Origin of the sequence: Burkholderia sp. Bp9031 (assembly GCF_003857965.1) — a bacterium.
Classification (GTDB): domain Bacteria; phylum Pseudomonadota; class Gammaproteobacteria; order Burkholderiales; family Burkholderiaceae; genus Burkholderia; species Burkholderia ambifaria_A.
Genome location: NZ_QTPW01000053.1, coordinates 1 through 20,705 on the forward strand (window position 1 = coordinate 1; position 20,705 = coordinate 20,705).

General features: G+C 66.7%; 20 protein-coding genes. 13 read left to right on the forward strand and 7 right to left on the reverse strand.

The genetic code is table 11. From position 1 onward, the window contains the following. Nucleotides 1–245: 245 nt before the first annotated feature. A complete protein-coding gene (locus DIE15_RS35060) occupies nt 246–1,124 on the forward strand; it encodes a helix-hairpin-helix domain-containing protein (RefSeq protein ID WP_057930035.1) in 879 nt (292 codons plus the stop codon). Between the two features lie 70 nt (nt 1,125–1,194). Here the strand turns inward: DIE15_RS35060 and DIE15_RS35065 are convergent, their stop codons facing one another. Further along, entirely contained in the window at nt 1,195–1,620 is a 426-nt protein-coding gene (locus tag DIE15_RS35065; RefSeq protein ID WP_057930036.1) for a helix-turn-helix domain-containing protein, read from the reverse strand. 140 nt (nt 1,621–1,760) lie between these two features. On the opposite strand from DIE15_RS35065, the gene DIE15_RS35070 reads away from it, so the two are divergent. Beyond that, nucleotides 1,761–2,258: a DUF2938 domain-containing protein gene (locus DIE15_RS35070; protein ID WP_124835717.1), complete on the forward strand. Its 498-nt coding sequence runs from the start codon at nt 1,761–1,763 to the stop codon at nt 2,256–2,258. Nucleotides 2,259–2,274: 16 nt separating this feature from the next. On the opposite strand, the gene DIE15_RS35075 is transcribed toward DIE15_RS35070, so the two are convergent. After that, a complete protein-coding gene (locus DIE15_RS35075) occupies nt 2,275–2,715 on the reverse strand; it encodes a MarR family winged helix-turn-helix transcriptional regulator (protein WP_057930038.1) in 441 nt (146 codons plus the stop codon). 134 nt (nt 2,716–2,849) lie between these two features. Here DIE15_RS35075 and DIE15_RS35080 point away from each other — a divergent pair, with 134 nt between their 5' ends. Further along, complete coding sequence (locus DIE15_RS35080; RefSeq protein ID WP_057930039.1) at nt 2,850–4,382, forward strand: DHA2 family efflux MFS transporter permease subunit; 1,533 nt, start codon at nt 2,850–2,852, stop codon at nt 4,380–4,382. 37 nt (nt 4,383–4,419) lie between these two features. Here the strand turns inward: DIE15_RS35080 and DIE15_RS35085 are convergent, their stop codons facing one another. Next, nucleotides 4,420–5,934: an acetyl-CoA hydrolase/transferase family protein gene (locus tag DIE15_RS35085; protein ID WP_057930040.1), complete on the reverse strand. Its 1,515-nt coding sequence runs from the start codon at nt 5,932–5,934 to the stop codon at nt 4,420–4,422. Nucleotides 5,935–6,577: 643 nt separating this feature from the next. Between DIE15_RS35085 and DIE15_RS35090 the strand changes: the two genes are divergently transcribed. Genes DIE15_RS35090 through DIE15_RS35120 form a run of 7 tightly spaced genes read left to right on the forward strand, consistent with a single transcriptional unit; the run spans nt 6,578 to nt 13,805 of the window. Further along, nucleotides 6,578–7,258 (forward strand): CDP-alcohol phosphatidyltransferase family protein, encoded by a 681-nt coding sequence (locus tag DIE15_RS35090; RefSeq protein ID WP_057930041.1) that lies wholly within the window; start codon nt 6,578–6,580, stop codon nt 7,256–7,258. Next, entirely contained in the window at nt 7,255–8,064 is an 810-nt protein-coding gene (locus DIE15_RS35095; protein WP_124835718.1) for a 2OG-Fe(II) oxygenase, read from the forward strand. Before DIE15_RS35090 ends, DIE15_RS35095 begins: the two co-directional genes overlap by 4 nt. After that, nucleotides 8,061–9,062, forward strand: a complete 1,002-nt coding sequence (locus DIE15_RS35100; RefSeq protein WP_057930043.1) for a TIGR00374 family protein — start codon at nt 8,061–8,063, stop codon at nt 9,060–9,062. Before DIE15_RS35095 ends, DIE15_RS35100 begins: the two co-directional genes overlap by 4 nt. 36 nt (nt 9,063–9,098) lie before the next feature. Then, on the forward strand, nt 9,099–9,866 hold the full coding sequence (locus DIE15_RS35105; protein WP_057930044.1) for an NTP transferase domain-containing protein: 768 nt from the start codon (nt 9,099–9,101) through the stop codon (nt 9,864–9,866). Beyond that, entirely contained in the window at nt 9,863–11,548 is a 1,686-nt protein-coding gene (aepX, locus tag DIE15_RS35110) for a phosphoenolpyruvate mutase (protein ID WP_124835719.1), read from the forward strand. Before DIE15_RS35105 ends, aepX begins: the two co-directional genes overlap by 4 nt. After that, the gene (gene aepY, locus DIE15_RS35115; protein WP_124835720.1) at nt 11,545–12,741 is read left to right on the forward strand and encodes a phosphonopyruvate decarboxylase; all 1,197 of its coding nucleotides are present in this window, start codon (nt 11,545–11,547) and stop codon (nt 12,739–12,741) included. The genes aepX and aepY overlap by 4 nt, the downstream gene beginning before the upstream one ends. Continuing rightward, complete coding sequence (locus DIE15_RS35120; RefSeq protein WP_124835721.1) at nt 12,741–13,805, forward strand: 2-aminoethylphosphonate aminotransferase; 1,065 nt, start codon at nt 12,741–12,743, stop codon at nt 13,803–13,805. The genes aepY and DIE15_RS35120 overlap by 1 nt, the downstream gene beginning before the upstream one ends. Before the next feature lie 274 nt (nt 13,806–14,079). On the opposite strand, the gene DIE15_RS35125 is transcribed toward DIE15_RS35120, so the two are convergent. The 3 genes from DIE15_RS35125 to DIE15_RS35135 are packed head-to-tail and all read right to left on the reverse strand — an operon-like array spanning nt 14,080 to nt 17,297. After that, entirely contained in the window at nt 14,080–15,396 is a 1,317-nt protein-coding gene (locus DIE15_RS35125; RefSeq protein WP_057930048.1) for a dicarboxylate/amino acid:cation symporter, read from the reverse strand. Between the two features lie 51 nt (nt 15,397–15,447). Further along, nucleotides 15,448–16,362, reverse strand: coding sequence for an ornithine cyclodeaminase family protein (locus tag DIE15_RS35130; protein WP_124835722.1), 915 nt, complete (start codon nt 16,360–16,362; stop codon nt 15,448–15,450). After that, a complete protein-coding gene (locus DIE15_RS35135) occupies nt 16,359–17,297 on the reverse strand; it encodes a PhzF family phenazine biosynthesis protein (RefSeq protein ID WP_124835723.1) in 939 nt (312 codons plus the stop codon). Before DIE15_RS35135 ends, DIE15_RS35130 begins: the two co-directional genes overlap by 4 nt. A gap of 295 nt (nt 17,298–17,592) precedes the next feature. Between DIE15_RS35135 and DIE15_RS35140 the strand changes: the two genes are divergently transcribed. Both DIE15_RS35140 and DIE15_RS35145 read left to right on the forward strand, forming a co-directional pair. Next, nucleotides 17,593–18,417: an AraC family transcriptional regulator gene (locus tag DIE15_RS35140; protein ID WP_124835724.1), complete on the forward strand. Its 825-nt coding sequence runs from the start codon at nt 17,593–17,595 to the stop codon at nt 18,415–18,417. Further along, entirely contained in the window at nt 18,414–19,238 is an 825-nt protein-coding gene (locus DIE15_RS35145) for a multidrug ABC transporter ATPase (RefSeq protein WP_124835725.1), read from the forward strand. The genes DIE15_RS35140 and DIE15_RS35145 overlap by 4 nt, the downstream gene beginning before the upstream one ends. Before the next feature lie 29 nt (nt 19,239–19,267). On the opposite strand, the gene DIE15_RS35150 is transcribed toward DIE15_RS35145, so the two are convergent. After that, nucleotides 19,268–20,419: an acyltransferase gene (locus tag DIE15_RS35150; RefSeq protein ID WP_124835726.1), complete on the reverse strand. Its 1,152-nt coding sequence runs from the start codon at nt 20,417–20,419 to the stop codon at nt 19,268–19,270. Here DIE15_RS35150 and DIE15_RS35155 point away from each other — a divergent pair. After that, nucleotides 20,411–20,605, forward strand: a complete 195-nt coding sequence (locus DIE15_RS35155) for a hypothetical protein (RefSeq protein WP_124835727.1) — start codon at nt 20,411–20,413, stop codon at nt 20,603–20,605. The two genes, DIE15_RS35150 and DIE15_RS35155, sit on opposite strands and share 9 nt — an antisense overlap. The last annotated feature ends 100 nt before the right edge of the window (nt 20,606–20,705 follow it).

Genomic DNA, 20,705 nt, shown 5'->3' on the forward strand with positions numbered 1-20,705 from the left:
GCCCCCCCCCCCGCCCCCCCCCCCCCCCCCCCCCCCCCCCCCCCCCCCCCCCCCCCCCCCCCCGGGGGGGGGGGGGGGCCGCCCCCCCCCCCCCCCCCGCGGCCCGGATCCGCATGTGCAACGCTTACCATTGACGCACATCAAGTTTTGTTCGCCGCTTGCCGTAACAATGTGCTGAAATGAAAGGTGGACCGGCGCGTTGCGCGCCCTGTCCATTCCGTTTGCGCTTCCCCGGGTCCCGCACCATGCAGACGACCGTCAGCCAGACGCACGAGGAAAACCGGCAGATCGCGGCCTGCCTGCGCGAAGCCGCGCAGTTGCTTGCGGACCAGGGTGCGAATCCTTACCGGGTTGCCGCCTACCGCGCGTCGGCCGACACGATCGAGTCGCTCGACGACGGTATCCGCATGCAGTTCGACGCTGGTGGCGTCGATGCCCTCGACGCGCTGCCGGAGGTCGGCACGGGCGTCGCGCAGGCAATCGCCGAACTGCTGGTGACCGGGCGCTGGCGCCTGCTCGATCGGCTGCGCGGCGACGCGGAACGCGCGTCCGCATTCGAAGCCGTGCCGGGTATCGGTCATGCGCTCGCGCTGCGGATTCACGACCAGTTGCACATCGATACGCTCGAGGATCTCGAACGCGCGGCCCGCAGCGGCCAGCTCGAAGCGATCGCGGGCGTCGGCCCGCGTCGCGCAGCCGGCATCCGCGCGGCGCTCGACGACGTGCTGAGCCGCCGCCGGCGCTGGCAAGGCCACGCGCGCGATGCCGGCCCCGGCACCGAACCGCCTGTCGAACTGCTGCTTTACATCGACCGCCTGTACCGCAACAAGGCCGCCGCCGGCATCCTGCCGACGCTCGTGTCACGTCGCCTGAACGCGGACGTCAGCGTGTCGCCGCCCGTGATGCACATGACGAAAGGCGGCTGGCATTTCACCGCGCTGTGCCCGTATCCCGCGCGCCCGCACGAGTCCGGCCGCACCGCGGACTGGGTCGCGCTCTACTTCTACGATGCGTTGCAATGCGAGCACCAGCGGACCGTGGTCACCGAAACGCTCGGTTCGCTCGTCGGCAAGCGCATCGTGCGTGGACGCGAAATGGAGTGCCGCGTGTATTACGCGGGGTGAGGCGCCCGGGGCATCGGCGACCGCCCGTCCCAGGGCACGCTCGGCGCCACCTTTCAACAGGCCGAACCGCTCATGCGCCTTCCGTCTTCCCGCGACGCGCCGGGTGACGATGCGCCGCGATACGCAGCAGCTTGCGAAACGACGGACACTCGAGATGGCTCGGCGCCGGGCACACGGCCGCATGCCGCAGCGCATCGCGCACCGCACCGAGACGGCGGATCGTACGGTCAAGCTCATCGGCCTTGTCGTCGAGCTTCGCTCGATCGATCGCCGGCCGGCCGTCCGCGCCGAACATCGCGAGGATATCGTCGAGCGAAAAACCGGCCTCGCGCCCGAGCGCGATCAGCGCAAGGCGCTCCAGCACCGACTCGTCGTACTGGCGCCGCAGCCCGTGACGGCCGTTCGGCACGATCAATCCCTTTTCCTCGTAGTAGCGCAGCGTCGACGCGGGCAATCCCGAGCGACGCGCGACATCGGCGATGTCCAGACGGCTCATGCTTGACCTCAAGTGAACTTTAGGTTGCAAGATAGCCGCTCGACTCCTTCGACACAAGCCTGGACCGCCATGAACCCGCCGCAACCGACTCGTCTCCCATCACGCCCGGCCGCCGCAACCGTTCGACGCGGGGGCGCGCGATGACCTCACCCGACTTCCTGCCGCGCATCCTGCTGATCGGCGCGGGTGCGACGCTCGTGATGGACCTGTGGGCGCTGCTGCGGCGCAAGGCATTCGGGATTCCGTCGCTCGACTACGCGCTGGTCGGCCGCTGGCTCGGCCACATGATGCGCGGCCGGTTCCGGCATGCGTCGATCGTCGCCGCGCCGCCCGTGCCGGGCGAACGAGCGTTCGGCTGGATCGCGCATTACGCGATCGGCATCGCGATCGCGGCGCTGCCCGTCGCGATCGCAGGCACGGAATGGGTCGGTGCGCCGACGCTCGTGCCCGCGCTCGTCGCGGGCTTTGCGAGCGTCGCCGCGCCGTTCTTCGTGATGCAGCCGGCGTTCGGGTTCGGCGTCGCCGCATCGCGCACGCCGCAGCCGGGCGTCGCGCGCCGGCGCAGCATCGTCACGCATCTGGTGTTCGGGGCGGGGCTCTATCTGGCGGCGTTCGGGCTGGCGGCGCTGCGCTATTGAGCGCCGCGCACCGCGGTCATTCGCCGCCGCTGTCGATCAGGTTGTGGCGCACGCGCCCGAGCAGGCGCACGAGCGTGTCGCGCTCGTCGCGCGTGAAGCCGCGCAGCCCGTCGTCGGTGACGGTGTCGCCCACTTCCAGCATCTGCGGAAAGATGTCGCGCGACTTGTCGGTCAGCCGGATCACGAACGCGCGGCGATCGTCGTCGTTCGCGACCCGTTCGATCCACCCGCAGCTTTCCATCCGGTCGAGCAGCCGCGTCAGCGAGATCGGCGTGATCTCGAGCCATTCCGCGAGCCGCGCCTGATTCATCTCGCCCTTCCACGTCAGGTACGCGAGCACGCGGCTTTGCGCGCGCGTCAGTCCGATGCGCTTCGCGCGCCGGTCGAACAAGCGTCCCTGCAGGCGGGCCACATCGGTGATCAGGTAGCCGATCCGGTTCTCGTAAGTCTTGTCCATGCGGCGATTATAGGGGCAGGCCGCGAATGTCCCGCGGCTCGAGTCAGGCGATGAGCACGGATATAATGAGCGTGCTTATAATTCGAGCCATACCGGATCGCCGCCCACGGCGACCGCCGCACGGAGACGCCCGCTTGAACCCCGCCGCCGACACCCCCGCCTCGCCGCCCACCCTCAATCGGCCGATGTTGACCCTGTCGATCATGCTCGCGACGCTGATCCAGACGCTCGACAGCACGATCGCGAACGTCGCGCTGCCGCACATGCAGGGCACGCTGTCCGCGTCGCAGGACGAGATCACCTGGGTGCTGACCTCCTACATCGTCGCCGCGGCGATCGCGACGCCACTGACCGGCTGGCTGTCCGACCGCCTGAGCATGAAGCGGCTGCTGACGATCTCGATCGCGGGCTTCACGATCGCGTCCGCGCTGTGCGGGCTGTCCGAGTCGCTCGTGCAGATCGTCGGCGCGCGGCTGCTGCAGGGCGTGTTCGGCGCCGCGCTGGTGCCGCTGTCGCAATCGATCCTGCTCGACATCAATCCGCGCGAGAAGCAGGGCCAGGCGATGGCGATCTGGGGGATGGGCGTGATGGTCGGCCCGATCCTCGGCCCGACACTCGGCGGCTGGCTCACCGACAGCTACAACTGGCGCTGGGTGTTCTTCATCAACGTGCCGATCGGCGCGTTCGCGCTGGCCGGCGTGCTGACCTTCCTGCCCGCGCGCGCGCCGCGCCCGCACGTGAAATTCGACGCGTTCGGCTTCGCGACGCTCGCGCTCGCGATCGGCGCGTTCCAGGCAATGCTCGATCGCGGCGAACAGCTCGACTGGTTCGGCTCGTACGAAATCCGCATCGAGGCGCTGGTCGCGGCCCTCAGCTTCGCCTTCTTCCTCGTGCACACGGCGACCGTCGGCAAGGCGTCGTTCTTCAAGTCGGAGCTGCTGCGCGATCCGAACTTCGCGACCGGCACGCTGTTCATCTTCGTCGTCGGCGCGGTGCTGTACGCGACGCGCGCGCTGTTGCCGCCGATGCTGCAGAACCTGATGGGCTATCCCGTCGCGACGACGGGCCTCGTCACCGCGCCGAGCGGTGCGGGCACGATGATCGCGATGCTATTCGTCGGACGATTGTTGAAATACGTGGACGCGCGGGCGCTGCTGTTCGCCGGACTGGCGATTTCCGCACTCGCGCTATGGCAGATGATGCAGTACACGATCGTGTTGTCCGAGGCGGACATCGTGTGGCCCGGGGTGATCCAGGGCTTCGGGCTGGGGCTCGTGTTCGTGCCGCTGAGCGCGCTGTCGTTCTCGACGCTCGCACCCGAGCTGCGCGCGGACGGCACGGCCACCTACAGCCTGATGCGCAACATCGGCAGCAGTATCGGCATCTCGATCGTGCAGACGCTGATGACCCGCAACACGCAGGTCGCGCATGCCGACCTCGCGACCCACATCACGCCGTTCGACCCGGCCGTGCAGGCGCTGGCCGGCAGCCACCTCGACATCGCGCTGCTCGACCGCACGATCAACCAGCAGGCCGCGATGATCGCGTACCTGAACGACTTCAAGCTGATGTTCGTCGCGACGCTGCTGATGATCCCGCTGTTGCTGCTGATCCGCCCGCCGCAGAAAACGGCGAGCGTCGACGTCGCGCACGCGGCGATGGATTGACGATGCGACGGGCATACGCGCGTCGCGGGCCGCAACGTCAGGCCTTCATCGTCCCGGTGCGCACGTAGCGCTCGTGCCACGACAGCGCCTCGGCGAGCAGGTGCGGCGTGTGCTTGCCGAAGCTCTCCCGCGATGCACGCTCGAAGTAGTCCTCGAGCATCGGACGGTAGTCCGGATGCGCGCAGGTCGCGATGATCTTGCGCGCGCGCTGCTTCGGCGACAGGCCGCGCAGGTCGGCGAGCCCCTGCTCGGTGACGACCACCGCGACGTCGTGCTCGGTATGGTCGACGTGGCTCGCCATCGGCACGATCCGCGAGATCGCGCCGCCCTTCGCGGTGCTGGCCGACATGAAGCACGACAGGTAGCCGTTGCGCGCGAAGTCGCCCGAGCCGCCGATGCCGTTCTGGATCTTCGTGCCCATCACGTGCGTCGAGTTCACGTTGCCGTAGATATCGGCCTCGATCATCCCGTTCATCGCGATGCAGCCGAGGCGGCGCACGAGTTCCGGATGGTTGCTGATCTCCTGCGGGCGCAGCAGGATCTTTTCGCGGAACGTCGCGATCTCGTCGGCGAAGCGCTGCACCGCGGCCGGGCTCAACGACAGCGCCGTGGCCGACGCGAAGCTGAGCGTACCGTCGTCGAGCAGGTCGAGCATGCCGTCCTGGATCACTTCGGTGTACGCGGTCAGGTTCGAGAAACCGGCCGAGCTCAGTTCCGCGAGCACCGCGTTCGTGATGTTGCCGACGCCCGACTGCAGCGGCAGCAGGTTTTCCGGCAGGCGGCCGCGCTTCACTTCGTGGCGCAGGAAGTCGATCAGCTGATGCGCGATCTGCTTCGACGTCGCGTCCGGCGCGGAGAACGCGTTGCTGCGGTCCGGCGCGTCGGTCTCGACGATCGCGACGATCTTGTCGACCGGGCAGCGCAGGTACGGCTCGCCGATCCGGTCGTCGCTTTTCGTCAGCGGAATCGGCTTGCGGTGCGGCGGCAGCGCCGTACCGTAGTAGACGTCGTGCATCCCGTCGAGGCCGAGCGGCTGGCGCGAGTTGACTTCGAGGATCACGTGCTTCGCCTGCTCGAGCCACGTCTTGTTGTTGCCGATCGATGCGGACGGAATCAGCAGACCGTCCTCGCGGATGCCCGCGACTTCGACGATCGCGACGTCGAGGTCGCCGTACAGCCCGAACCATGCGTATTGCGCGACGTGGCTCAGGTGGACGTCCTGGTAGTCGACTTCGCCGTTGTTGATCTTGTCGCGCAGCGTCGGGTCGGACTGGTACGGCAGGCGCATCGAGATGCCGTTGGTGCGGGCGAGCGCGCCGTCGAGTTCCGGCGCGGTCGATGCGCCCGTCAGCACGTTGACCCGGAAGTCCTCGCCGCGCGCGTGGGCTGCGTCGATGTGGGCGGCGAGCGCGGCCGGCACGGCCTTCGGATAGCCCGAGCCGGTGAAGCCGCTCATCGCGACGGTCATGCCGGGACGGATCAGCGCGGCAGCTTCGTCGGCAGTGCGGACGAGCGAACGCAGGGCGGGAGCGAGGATGCGTGAAGAAGACATGGCTATATATCTGACGCTTTTGGTCTGTCGTTGACGTCGCGGGGGGTGTCTCCTGAGCGACGCAAAGCCCTTGGGGCCGCGAGGGGCGGCCCGGCACCACGGGCACGGCCCGAGTATCGCAGAGGCCATCGCCGCGAAATGTCCGCCGGATGCAAAAGATACTTACTGAATGCGCCGGGTATCGAACGGCCGTTCTATGACAGACGCGTGAGCCGTTCCGAATGCACGCGAAAGGCATGCGAAAGCAAATGGCCGATTTGCCGCGCGCGGATTACGAATGGCTTAACGTCAATCGACCGATACCCTTCCGGATTCATCGTGTGAACGCAGGGAATCCCATGCAATGGCCGACCGGCGATCACCGCGGCCAATTGTCGCCCGACACCGCCTTTTAGTGCCTGATGCACATCAACCCGGCAACGCGCGCGCGAATCGCCGCCGACCCGCGTGCGAGGCCCGTTCGCCCTTGACAGCCGCGCCATGCGAACCACACTGGATCAGGTATGGCCCGCGCGCGCGAACGCCCGCTTCGCGCATCCGGTTCGCAACCGGCCGAGGTCCGGAATACGCGGTAACACTCCCGCATGTCAGGACATTGGTCGAATAAAAAGCAACAAATTACAAATCCGTATATATTTCGCCGATGGACCAAAGAAAAACCGCAACACGTTCCGAGCCCCCCCTGCCACGCACCTGGGATGCGCGGCTGGCGCGTGCGCTCGTCCGACCGCTGATCGACACGCCGGTCACCCCGAATCACCTCACTACCCTTCGCCTGCTGATCGGCCTCGCCGGTGCCTGGTGCTTGGCGCAAGGCGGCTTCGGCTGGAGCAACGCGGGCGCATTCCTGATCGTGCTGTCGAACTTCGTCGACCACACCGACGGCGAACTCGCGCGCATCAGCGGCAAGTCGAGCAAGATCGGTCACTTTTACGACCTGGCGGCCGACGCGCTCGTGACGGTCGCGCTGTTCGTCAGCATGGGCCTCGGCATCGTCGCCCAAGGCGGCCAGATGGCCGCGTCGCCGGTGCTGCTCGGCGCGGTGGCCGGTGCGGCCGTCGCGCTGATCTTCTTCCTGCGCATGCGGATCGAGTCGATCGCGGGCAAGGCCGGCACCAAGCAGGCATTCGCCGGCGGCTTCGAGACGGAAGACGTGCTCTACCTGCTGCCCATCGTGACGCTCGTCGACGGCGTCCAGCCGTTCCTGCTCGCGGCGTCGATCGGCGCGCCGCTGTTCGCCGCATGGGTCGTGATCGACTGGTGGCGCATCGTCCGCCGCGGCAACCTCCAGCAGAACTCAACCGAAATCCAGGCTTCCAAATGACTCCTAGCACGCGCGACGACTCCGTGCTGAGCCCGGCACGCCCCGCGCCTGCGCGCGCGGCAGCGGCCGAACCCGATCGCGCCGTGGCCGACCGCGTCGGCCGTCTCGACCTCGACCGCCTGTGCGGCGACTACACGCGCCAGGGGTCGTTCCTGTACCTCGACGAATTCCTGCCGGCCGATGCGCACGCGAAGCTCGCGGCCGCCGCCCGCGCGATGCAGGCCGGCCTGAACCGCAACTACCTGCCCGGCCACAAGCAGGGCGGCAGCGTGAGCCGGCACACGATCGACGAGCAGGCGCCGTACATCGCCGAGCTGTACCGCTCGAAGGCGCTGATCGGCTTCCTCGAGAAGATCACCGGCGACAAGCTGATGGTGTCGCCGGACAACGATCCGCATGCGTACGCGCTGTACTACTACACGAAGCCGGGCGATCACATCGGCTGGCACTACGACACGTCGTACTACGACGGCCGCCGCTACACGCTGCTGATCGGCGTGATCGACGATTCGTCGTGCCGGCTCGACTACGAGCTGCATACGCGCAATCCGGACGTGCCCGACGAACCGGGCTCCGTGCAGATCGCCGACGGCGGCATCGTGCTGTTCGACGGCGACAAGCTGCGTCATCGGATCACGCCGCTCGGCCAGAACGAGACGCGCGTGTCGCTGACTTTCGAATACGTGACCAACCCCGGCATGCGGCCGTGGAAACGCTTCATCTCGAACATGAAGGACGCGATCGCGTATTTCGGTTTCCGCCAGGTGTTCAAGCAGCTGGCCACGCGACGGTCGACCGGGTCATGACACGCGCCGGCCTGATCCTGCTGTCCCTCGGAACGGCACTCTTCGTCGCCCTGCTCGCGTGGCAGGGTGTCGGCGCGGTCGCGTCGACGTTCCTCGCGGCCGGCTGGGGCCTCGCGCTCGTCGCGGCGTTCCACGTCGTGCCGCTCGTCATCGACGCGCTGGCGATCTCCGTGATGTTCCGCCGCGGCCAGCCGGGCGCCGAGCTCGGCAACGCGCTGCGTGCGCGCTGGGTCGGCGAATCGGTGAACAGCCTGCTGCCCGCCGGGCAGATCGGCGGCCCGGTGCTGATGGTGCGCCACCTCGCGCAGCGCGGCACGCGAATGGCCGATGCGGCCGCCGCGGTCACCGTCAGCACGACGATGCAGGCGCTCGCGCAGATGGCGTTCGCGTTGATCGGCATCGCCACGTTCAGCCTCTATGCGACGCACGATTCGGTCGCTCACCTGCGCACACCGGCGCTGATCGCCACCGGCGTGCTCGGCGCCCTCGCCGTCGCGTTCTACGCGGCACAGCGGCGCGGGCTGTTCGGCCGCGGGATGCGTCTCGCGTCGAAGCTGCTGGGCCCGCGCGACTGGTCGTCGCTCGCGACCCGCGCGGATGCGATCGACGACGCGGTCGGCGCGCTGTACCGCGATCGCGCGAAGGTCGCGAAGACCTTCGCATTGAGCCTCGTCGGCTGGATCGTCGGCACCGCCGAAGTGTGGCTCGCGCTGCACTTCCTCGGGCACCCGGTCAGCTGGCTCGACGCGCTGCTGCTCGAGAGCGTCGGCCAGGCGATTCGCGGTGCGGCGTTCGCGATCCCGGGCTCGCTCGGCGCACAGGAAGGCGGTTACCTGCTGCTCGCCCCGCTGGTCGGCCTGCCGCCCGACGCGGCGCTCGCGCTGTCGCTCGCGAAGCGCGCGCGCGAACTCGCGCTCGGCCTGCCCGGCCTGCTCTATCTGCATTTCAGTGAAAGAAACTGGCAGCGGCGCCGTGCGCCGCAGCCGCTCGCCGACTGATCGTTCAGATCCGCCGGCTTTTTGGTTGGAGAACCCATGCGAGCCATCATTCTTGCGGCAGGCCTCGGCTTGCGCCTGCAACAACCGCCCGAGGCGCAATTCCCGAAGTGCCTGCTGCGCTTCGACGACGTGTCGCTGCTCGAGCGCCATCTGCGCGTGCTCGACGCCGCAGGCGTCGATGAAATCGTGCTCGGGCTCGGCTTCCAGTCCGAGAAGGTCGAACAGGAATTGAAGCGCCTCGGCCGCACCGCCGAGATCGTGCTGAACGAGCGCTACGACCTCGGCAGCGTGCTGACCGTGCACACCGTCGCCGATGCGATGACGCGCGGCGGCGACGTGCTGCTGATGGACGCCGACGTGCTGTACGACGAGAACATCCTGCATGCGCTGGTGGCCGATTCCGACAAGGCGGTCGACCGCCTGCTGATCGACCGCGACTTCGAGGCCGGCGACGAGCCCGTCAAGCTGTGCCTGAAGAACGGCGTGCCGGTCGAGCTGCGCAAGCAGCTCGCGGTCGACCTCGACTACGACACGATCGGCGAATCGGTCGGCTTCTTCCGCTTCACCGAAGGCACCGCGCGCCGCCTCGCGACGATCGTCGCGGGCTACGTCGACAGCGGCCGCGCGAACATGCCGCACGAGGAAGCCGTGCGCGACCTGCTGCTCGAAGGCGGCCACTCGTTCGACGTCGCCGACGTCACCGGTTCGCCGTGGATCGAGATCGACTTCCCGAACGACGTCGCACGCGCCACGCAAGACATTCTCCCCCTGATTCAACGCACTACCGCAGGAGCCGCGCGATGAACGCACGCGAACCCAACTTCTCCGAATCGCGCAGCGCACGCCTGCGCCGCATGCTCGTCAGCAGCGATCTCGAATTCCTGATGGAAGCGCACAACGGCCTGTCGGCGCGCATCGTCCGCGAAGCGGGCTTCAAGGGGATCTGGGCCTCGGGCCTCGCGATTTCCGCGCAATTCGGCGTGCGCGACAACAACGAAGCGAGCTGGACGCAAGTCGTCGACGTGCTCGAGTTCATGGCTGACGCGAGCGACCTGCCGATCCTGCTCGACGGCGATACCGGCTACGGCAACTTCAACAACGTGCGCCGCCTGGTGAAGAAGCTCGAGCAGCGCGGCATCGCCGGCGTGTGCATCGAGGACAAGCAGTTCCCGAAGACCAACAGCTTCATCGGCGGCGAGCGCCAGCCGCTCGCCGAGATCGACGAGTTCTGCGGCAAGATCAAGGCCGGCAAGGATTCGCAAAGCGATCCCGACTTCTCGATCGTCGCGCGCGTCGAGGCGCTGATCGCGGGCTGGGGGATGGACGAGGCGCTGCGCCGCGCGAACGCGTATGCGGAAGCCGGCGCCGACGCGATCCTGATCCACAGCAAGCTGTCGCGCCCGGACGAGATTCTGCAGTTCGCGCGTGAATGGAGCGGCAAGGCGCCGCTCGTGATCGTGCCGACCAAGTACTACAGCACGCCGACCGACGTGTTCCGCCAGGCCGGCATCAGCACCGTGATCTGGGCGAATCACCTGATCCGCGCATCGGCATCCGCGATGCAGGCGACCGCGCGCGAGATCTACGAGAGCGAAACGCTGATCAACGTCGAGGACCGCGTTGCATCGGTCAACGAGATCTTCCGCCTGCAGGACGCCGACGAATACTCGGCGGCCGAGCGTATCTACCTGTCGTCGTCGTCGCGCGCGTCGAACGCCGCGATCGTGCTCGCCGCGAGCCGCGGCAAGGGCCTCGAGGCCGTGACCGAAGACAAGCCGAAGGTCATGCTGCCGGTCGCCGGCAAGCCGCTGCTGCGCTGGCTCGTCGACGGCTTCAAGACGCACGGCGTGAACGACATCACCGTGGTCGGCGGCTATCGCGCCGACGCGATCGACACGTCGGGCATCAAGCTCGTCGTCAACGAGCGCCATGCACAGACGGGCGAGCTCGCATCGCTCGCGTGCGCGGCCGAACGCCTGACCGGCGACACTGTGATCTCGTACGGCGACCTGCTGTTCCGCAGCTACATCGTGCGCGACCTCGCGGAGAGCGAGGCCGAGTTCAGCGTGGTGGTCGATTCGTCGCTCACGGAAACCAACCAGAGCGTGCGCGATTTCGCGCTCTGCTCGGCCGCCGACGATCGCGGCCTGTTCGGCCAGAAAACCTATCTGCAACGCGTGTCGAGCGACGTCGCCGCGGGCACGCCGCACGGCCGCTGGATCGGTCTGCTGAACGTGCGCGGCGCAGGCGTCGACCGCCTGAAAGCGATGCTCGCCACGCTGCAGGCGCGTCCCGACTTCGACACGCTCGACATCCCGTCGCTGCTCAACGAACTGATCGCCGCCGGCGAGAAGATCGAGGTGCAGTACGTGCACGGCCACTGGCGCGGCGTCAACGATCTCGAAGACTTCCGCCGCGCGGGCGACTTCGCGCACGGCCAGACGCCGCTGTCCGAACCGGGTGCCGGCAACGGGGGCGCGCAATGATCGAAGCGGCCCAGTTCGTCGAGGCCGCGCGCGAGCGCGGTTTCGACTGGTACGCGGGCGTGCCCTGCTCGTACCTGACGCCGTTCATCAATTACGTGCTGCAGGACCCAACACTGAATTACGTGTCGGCCGCGAACGAAGGCGACGCGGTCGCGCTGATCGCGGGCGCGACGCTCGGCGGCAAGCGCGGCATTGCGATGATGCAGAACTCGGGGCTCGGCAACGCGGTGAGCCCGCTCACGTCGCTGACCTGGACGTTCCGGCTGCCGCAGCTGCTGATCGTCACGTGGCGCGGCCAGCCGGGCGTCGCCGACGAGCCGCAGCACGCGCTGATGGGCCCGATCACGCCCGCGATGCTCGACACGATGGAGATCCCGTGGGAGACGTTCCCGACCGACCCCGAACAGGTCGGCCCGGCACTCGACCGCGCGATCGCGCACATGGACGCGACGGGCCGCCCGTACGCGCTCGTGATGCAGAAAGGCAGCGTCGCGCCGTATGAACTGAAGGCGAACCCGGCGGCGACGCCGCGCGCGCATGTCGCCGCGCAGTCGTCGGCGCGCGCCGAATTGCCCGCCGCGTGGCCGACGCGCCACGACGCGCTGCAGCGCGTGATCGCGCACACGCCGGTCGACTCGACCGTCGTGCTCGCGTCGACCGGCTTCTGCGGCCGCGAACTCTATGCGATCGACGATCGTCCGAACCAGCTGTACATGGTCGGCTCGATGGGCTGCGTGACGCCGCTCGCGCTGGGTCTCGCGCTCGCGCGTCCCGACCTGCGCGTGGTGGCCGTCGACGGCGACGGCGCCGCGCTGATGCGCATGGGCGTGTTCGCGACGCTCGGCACCTACGGTCCGTCCAACCTCACGCACGTGCTGCTCGACAACGGCGCGCACGAATCGACGGGCGGCCAGGCGACCGTGTCGCAGCATGTGTCGTTCGCGGGCGTCGCGGCTGCATGCGGCTATGCGTCGGCCGTCGAAGGCGACACGCTCGACGTGCTCGATGCGACGCTCGCCGCGCAGGCGGACGGGGTCCGGCCATCCGGTACGCAGTTCGTGCGCGTTGCGATCCGCACGGGCGTGCCCGACGGCCTGCCCCGCCCGACCGTGACGCCGGTCGAGGTCAAGACCCGCCTGATGCGCCATATCGGCGCCGCACAGGCCGAAGCCCACGTTGAAGGAGCCCATTGATGCTGCTGCTGAACCCCGGCCCCGTCACGCTGACCGAACGCGTGCGCCGCAGCTTGCTGCAACCCGACCTGTGCCATCGCGAAAGCGAATTCTTCGATCTGCAGGATGAAGCGCGTGCGCGCCTCGTCGCCGCGTATGCGCTCGATCCGGCTGAATGGGCCGCCGTGCTGATGACGGGCTCGGGCACCGCCGCCGTCGAAAGCATGATCGCGGCGCTCGTGCCGCAGGACGGCAAGCTGCTCGTGATCGAGAACGGCGTGTACGGCGAGCGCATCACGCAGATCGCGACGCAGTACGGGATCGCGCACGACGTGCTGAAGCATGAGTGGATGCAGGCGCCCGATCTTGCGCAGATCGCCGCGCGCCTCGACGCGGGCGGCTACTCGCACGTCGCGGTGATTCATCACGAAACGACGACGGGCCGGTTGAATGATCTCGGTGCGATCGCCGAGGTGTGCCGTGCGCGCGGCGTGAAGATGCTCGTTGATGGTGTGAGCAGCTTCGGCGCGGAAGCGATCGACTTTGCCGGTGGCGTGATCGACGCGGTCGCCGCGACCGCGAACAAGTGCCTGCACGGCGTGCCGGGCGCGGCGTTCGTGATCGTGCGCCGCAGCGCGCTCGCGAAGGCCGCGAGCCGTACTTACTACCTCGATCTCGGCCGTCTCGCGAAGCTGCAGGATCAGCGGAATACGCCGTTTACGCCTTCCGTGCACGCGTACTATGCGCTCGTCGAGGCGCTGCGTGAGTTTGATGAAGCTGGCGGCTGGCGTGCGCGGCATGCGCATTACAAGGCGCTCGCCGATCAGGCACAGGCCGGCCTCGCCGCGCGTGGAATGCCGCTGGTGCTGCCGGAAGGCGCGTCGTCGGTCGTGCTGCGCGCGTATCGGCTGCCGCAAGGTGTCACGTACGAGACGCTGCATGACGGGCTGAAGGCGCGTGGCTTTGTAATCTACGCGGGCCAAGGCGGGTTGTCGAAGGAGCTGTTCCGGATTTCGACGATGGGCGCAATCCAAGCGGCCGATGTCGATCGGTTGCTTGACGGGTTTACGGCGCTGACGCAGTAAGCGCTGCCCCACCTTCGTCGACGAAAGGCCCGCGAGGGCCTTTTTTTGTTCTTCGAACATTTCTCGGCAACACGGAATCCAGTGTCGGCACCCGCCGCCATGTTCGGCCGCTCGCCTTTGCGATTGAATCGTCGACCGTTGTGCCAACCGTTGTGCCAAGTGGCTCAAGCACCGAAACCTCATCGCCGGCGATAAAGACCGGCGGTACGGTTTGCGCGGATGACAATCCCGATTCACGTTCGACCGCATGGGCTGCAGTCATGGACAACTCGCGTCACACTCCCGCAATAGCCGCTTCGTCATCCGAACGAATCTCGTCCTTGCGATGTCCACCGGCATCATCAACCGAAACGACCGCGGGCAACGACGGCGCAAGCACGTTTTCCCATTTCGCGACGGCGGCCGAGGCGACCGCATTCCCAAGCACGTTGGTCGCCGTACGTCCCATGTCCAGAAAATGATCGACGCCAATGATAAGGAGCAGCCCGGCCTCGGGGATATTGAACTGGCCCAGCGTCGCGGCGATGACGACCAGAGATGCACGCGGCACTCCGGCCATGCCTTTGCTGGTCAGCATCAGGATGGCAAGCATCGACAACTGCTGCACGAACGACAGATGAACGCCATACGCCTGTGCGATGAACAGCGTGGCAAAGGTGCAGTACATCATCGTGCCATCGAGATTGAACGAGTAGCCGATGGGCAATACGAAGCTCGCGATACGTTCGGGAACACCGAAACGGACCAGTTGTTCCAGCATCTTCGGATAAACGGACTCGCTGCTGGCCGTACTGAAGCCGATCAGCATCGGCACGCGCATGAAACGCACCAGCGAAAATACCCTGCGCCCGAACAACACGGCACCCGCCAATACCATCAGAAGCCATAGCACGATCAGGCTTCCGTAGAATTCGCCCATGAACCGGCCAAAAGTGACGAGCACCGACGCACCGCGTGTCGTCACGACGTTCGCGATCGCGCCGAACACCGCGAACGGCGCGAGCGCCATCACATAGCCTGTCACTTTCAGCATGACGTGAGAAACCTGCTCGAGCATGCGAATGACGAGTTGCGCCTTGTCGCCAAGCGTCGTAAGCCCGACGCTGAAGAAGGCCGCGAACACCACGATCTGCAGGATTTCGTTGTTTGCCATCGCCCCCACAATGCTGCTAGGCACGAGATGCACTACGAATTCCTTGGGCGACAGCCCACTCGTACTCAGCCCGGTCGAGGCGTTTATCGCGGGCAACGGCAAGTTAAGGGCGCTGCCGGGCTTCAGCCAGTTGGCGATCAGCGCGCCCAGCGCGAGCGAGATGAAAGACGCGAAGAGAAACCAGCCCAGCGTCCTGAGCCCGATGCGGCCCACCGCGCGGACATCGCCTATCTTCGTCACACCGATGACGAGCGAGCAGAACACAAGCGGCGCAATGATCATCTTGACCAGGCGTAGAAACACGTCGGCGAGAAGCGAGAAATAGCCGCCGACCTGATTGGCCGCTTCCGCGTCGGGCAGCATCGCATGACAGGCAACGCCGGTTGCGATGCCGAGCATCATCCCGACAACAATGCGCGCAGCAAGAGGAAATTTCATGAGTGTCTCCAAGCGTGTCGTTGACAAACGACATTGATGTGAGGTGGCAGGTCAGGCGCCAAGCCGCATGTAAGCCATATGCGCAACGGCCGCGTCCTGCAGGGCGATGCCGACTGCCTTGTAGATCACGATGTCGGTGGCGTCCCGGGCGCGATGCTCATCGGCGCCGATGACGGACGAAAGATCCACCAACGTCCTGCTCTCGATCAGTTCACGCGACGGACGCAGCAGATCGCCCGTTTCGAATGGCGTCTGCTGCGTCCAGTCCACGACGATGCGAGAGGCCGCGAGCAACGATGCGTCGTCGAGCTCGCGTTGATCGGGACGCGTCGCGCCGATACTCGCGACGAATGCGCCCGGTCGTAGCCATTCGCCGCGTATGACCGGTTCGGATGCACGCGTTGCGACGACGACGATGTCGGCGGCGGCGCACGCTTCGGCATCGACCACCGATACGTCGAGACCGAACCGATGCCCGAGGCTGTCGGCAAGTGCCTCCGCGGTTGCGGCATCGCGGCTGTGAATCAGCACTTCGCGCAATCCGGTTCGTTCAGCCAAGGCCTCTGCATGAGCCCGCGCCTGCACTCCGCTGCCGAACAGTCCAAGGCTTCGGCTCTCCGGACGCGCCAGATGTCGGGCTGCAAGCGCGGTGGTCGCGGCCGTGCGCACGCCCGTGATCGCATCGCCTTCGAGCATCGCGAGGAGCGCACCATCGACGAGCGAAAACAACGCGATGTAAAAGCGGAATTGGCCATCGAGCGTCGTGTACATCTTTATCGCCGCGACCTTGGCAATGCCCAGCATTGCGCTCATTGCGCTGAACTTCACGTCGGACAAGCCGATGCGTGCGCGAGGCTGAACGGCCGCCGCGCCGTTTTGCAGGTCGAGATAGGCAGCGCGAATGGCGTCCGATGCCAAGCGCATGTCGAGCACTGCCGCGATCTGGTCGTTGGTCAAGATCTTCATTGCTGCGGCTCCAGCATCATGCTTTCGACTGCTCCGCTGATCCAGCAGCCCGCGTCGGCGTTGTCGGGGTCTCGCATTTCGACCCGGATGCTGGACGGCTTGCCCATCGCGTACCCTTGATGCACGGTCATGCCCGACGCGCCATGCGCGAGCAGACCGTAGTGCAGCGCACCGTAGAGGGTCGCTGCCGCGGCGATGCCCGTCGCCGCATCTTCGGGATATCCGGACGAGCGCGGAAACTGCCGCGCGTGCACCTCGAGAGGCCGTGTGCGCTCGACGGCAAACGGATAGAGGCCGGTCGATCCGAGCGCGTCACATAACGCCTGCACCTTGTCGAAGGACGGCGTGAGCGCCTGAAGTCGCTGTACCGAGCGCATCGGTATCAGCGTCTTGGTCCGGCTCGTCGTGGCGTTGACAATGCCGAGCGAATCCAGATCGCCAGCGTCGACGCGCAGCACGTCGCGTATCGCGGCGTGCAACCGCTCGTCTTCGATCGGTTGCACGATGCCTTTGGGCTGGCTCGCTTCGATGGATTGCGTGCTTTCGTCAAAGCGTGCGTCGACGATGCCGCTCAACGTTTCGAGTGTCGCGACGCGGGACGTCCAGCGGCCAAGCCTCCGCAGAAGCCACAATGCGCCGAGCGTCGCATGACCGCACATCTCCATCTCGTGCCGGGGGACGAAGAAGCGCAGGCGATACGTGTTGCCCGTGTTGCGCGGCGCGCACACGAATGCACTTTCGTGACCGTAGCTCGCGGCAATCGCCATCATCTCGTCCGCAGACATGGCATCGGCATCCAGCACGACGGGTGCGGGGTTGCCGCCGCCTCGCCCTGCGGGAAAGACGCGCACGAAATAGAGGCCCCCGTGAGGACGCGACTCGAACTTGGCGTTGGGTGAGCGAGGTAACAAGGAAGGGGCGTTTTCAACCGACATGAACGGGCTCCAGCGTGTAAGTGACGCCAGCATGCCGAAGGGGAAGCAATGTTTCGCTGCCTGTCGGGCCACGACATGCGCACAATCAGGCCAATTGCGCGTTTGGCCCGTCGCGCGGGAGTTCGCGCACACCCGTGTTTTCCCTGAGAACAGGGCTGGGCCTGGGGCGTGCGTGCCCCGGTTACGTGCACGGAAGTTTGAAACGCTATACTGGGACATCCCATTGATACAGCGGCCCACAAGTCCCGCCACATATGGCGGCTACCCACCGCATGCTGCGCCCAAGGGTCATTTCGTGAAGCACTATCCGACCGCCAGTACCCACTTGTCCGAAGATCGCATTGCCGATGTTCGGCAGGTTTCGATCGGCGATTACCGCACGCAGCCCCACGAACATGACGAGTACATGTTTTTGCTGCCGCGCACGGGCCAACTGATCCTGAACGTCGAATCGAACGCCTCGCCTTTGCGCGTGGCGCCGATGTCGTTTGTCGTGGTGCCGCCGCGGCGCCTGCACGACACGCACGGCTATCTGACGCAGCAGGAACACGTCGCCGTCTATGTGGCGAGCGATTTCGTCGCGTACTGCGAGCGCAAGGCGCAAAGGCGTCTGTCGTGCGCGAAGATATCCATCTGGTCTGCGCCATTGGCGCTGCTCAACGCGGTGCGTCTCGCCACCGACACAGGTCAGCGCGACGTCGGCGAACTCGCGGCCTATCGTCGGGAGCTGGCCAACAAGATGTTGGCGGCCACGTGCGTCGAGGCTGGGTTGATCTCGGGCCATCGTCCATTGACGGCCACCGACGCTCGCCATGAACTCGTGAAAGATATTCGGGCCTTTCTCGACTCGACACTCGATCAATCGATCGGACTCGATCGCATCGCCTACGAGTTCGGCCTGTCGCGGCGCACGTTGACGCGCATGTTTCGCGACGTCACGGGCGAATCCATCGTCGACTACCAATCGCGCCAGCGTGTGCGCCACGCGTCGCTGCTGTTGCAATCCCCCGGCATGACGGTCGTCATGGCGGCGGCAGCGGTCGGTCTCGATTCACCGTCCTATCTCGCCCGCCTGTTCCGGAAGCACGGACAGGCGCTACCGCGATCCTTCAAGACGTGACGACGAGAGTCCTGCGCTTCGCCCCACTGCTGGCGCTCGCCACCGCCTCCGCCGCTCAGGCCGCCGACAGCCAGCCTTGCGGTGACGCGACCGTCACGGCCATCGCCCGCTGGGCCGGCATCGCAAGCGCCCGCATCGCCATGCGCGACGCCGACCGGCTCGTCGTCGCATCGGCGTGCAAGGCCATGCCGAACGCGCCGGAAACGACGATCGCGGCCGTCGCGTTCGATTCGCTGCCGAAGAGCAGGAACCCGGACGAAAGCACGAAGCTGCAGGTCGTAGCACTTGTCGAAGGTGGGAAGGTCGTGGCGGCCGAGCGGACGATCGTCGAGGAAGACGCCATCACGGAAGTCGGCCCGGACAGCTATCGCATCGATACCGCGCCATACCGGCTGTCGCCCGACGTGCGCGCGTTCGGCGTCGTGTTCACGAGCAGCGCGCGTGGGCCGAGCTGCCCTGATGCGAACGCAAGCGACGAGTTGACGCTGTGGGTGAGCGAAGGCAACCGTATCCGCCCGGTGTTCGGCACCAACCTGTACGGCTGGGTCAGCGTTGAAGGCGAAGCCTGCGGCCCCGGCGTCGGCGATGCCCGCAGCGAAGAGGCAAAGATGACGATCGCGGTCGAGAAATCATCGAGCCACGGCTTCGCTGACCTGTCGATCACGGCACACATCACGAAGACGCAACGCAAGGACGGCGACTACTCGGATACGGGCCAGCGAATCGCGCGCGCGGTCGTCACATACGACGGCAAGTCGTACGGGATCGATATGTTCCGGACCTTCTGGTATTCGCCTGAGGCGCTAAAGCGACTCAAGTGAAGCCGGCGGACGGATCACGCCCCACCCGCCTACTCCACCACCTTCGCCCCAATCGCATCGCCTGACGTCGGCATCCGCAGCCCATCGTCGCGCACACGCCGCGTCTCCCGCGCCGTATACCGATCCTTCAGCCGCAGGAACGGCTTCTCGATCAGGAAGTAGCTCGCCGTCGCCGCCAGCAGCGCCCAAACGATGCCGAGCGGAAACGCATGCGCGACCGGCAGATCGGGATTCGCGAACGGCTGCTGCCACAAATACAGGCTGAACGAAATCGTGCCGACGAACACGACCGGCGCGGCCCGCAGCCAGCGCGCGCACCAGAACTCGCTGCGGAAATTCAGCACGACGATCACGATCGCGATCAGCGCGGCCTCGAGCGTCACGCCGTAGGTGGCATTCCAGAACCCGCCGAGCCGATGTTCGGCGAGCGGCATCCCGAACAGCACGATGAAGACGAGCGCCGTCACGATACGCGTCTCGCCGCGCCACGAGCCGATCCACGTTTCGAGCCGTTCGCGGTTGAGCGCCGCGTAGCAGCCGATCAGGATCGGATCGACGCCCGTGTGCAGCATCATCCCGAGCTGCCCGCGCAGCGCCGGCGCGACGAAATACGTCAGCGCGCGCACCAGCGGCACGATCAGGATCAGCGCGGCCAGCCAGCGCGTGCCGGCGCGGCGCATGCCGTACACGAACAGCAGCGGCCAGAACCAGTAGAACTGTTCCTCGAGCGCGAGCGACCAGAAGTGGCCGAGATACCACGCGCCGTCCGGATGCGCCACGTTGTCGCCGGCCAACCCGAACCACGCCGAGTAATTCCATAGATGCAGCGCCGCATACAGCCACTGGCGCCGATCGACGTCGAGCCAGCCGGCGACGGCAAGGACGCCGACGGTCGCGAGATACACGTAGCAGGCCGGCCAGATCCGCAGCGCGCGGCGCACGTAGAACGAGGTCAGCGCGATCCCGCCGGTGCGTGCGAACTCCGCGCGCAGCACGTTGGTGATCAGGAACCCGCTGAGGACGAAGAAGATCAGCACGCCGAGCCGGCCGTCGGCGATCAGCCGCAGCGGCGCGAACCAGCCGGTGTAGCCGCCCGGCAGCACGTGCTCCGCATGGCCGACGACGACCATCGTGACCGCGACGGCGCGCAACCCGGTCAGCTGCTTGACGCGATGGTTCATCGGCTGGTTTCCGTTGGCACGGTGAAGGGATGGCAGACCGACGCCCTCATCCGCAGCGCCGATCTGCCGCCGGGATTTTGTCTGAAAAATATCGGAATGAAATTGTCTAAAAAATCCGGTGCGCATGCCGGCCGGCACGCCGCGCCGCGCGCCCGGGCGCCGGCCGGCGCGCAGCGGCCCGGATGAATGGGCATAATGACAAGCCTTGTCCGGCAGCGGCCGGCCCGATGCAGGCACAACGAATCTTGCGGCGCCGCACTATCCGCGATCCCGGCGCCGCCGTCCG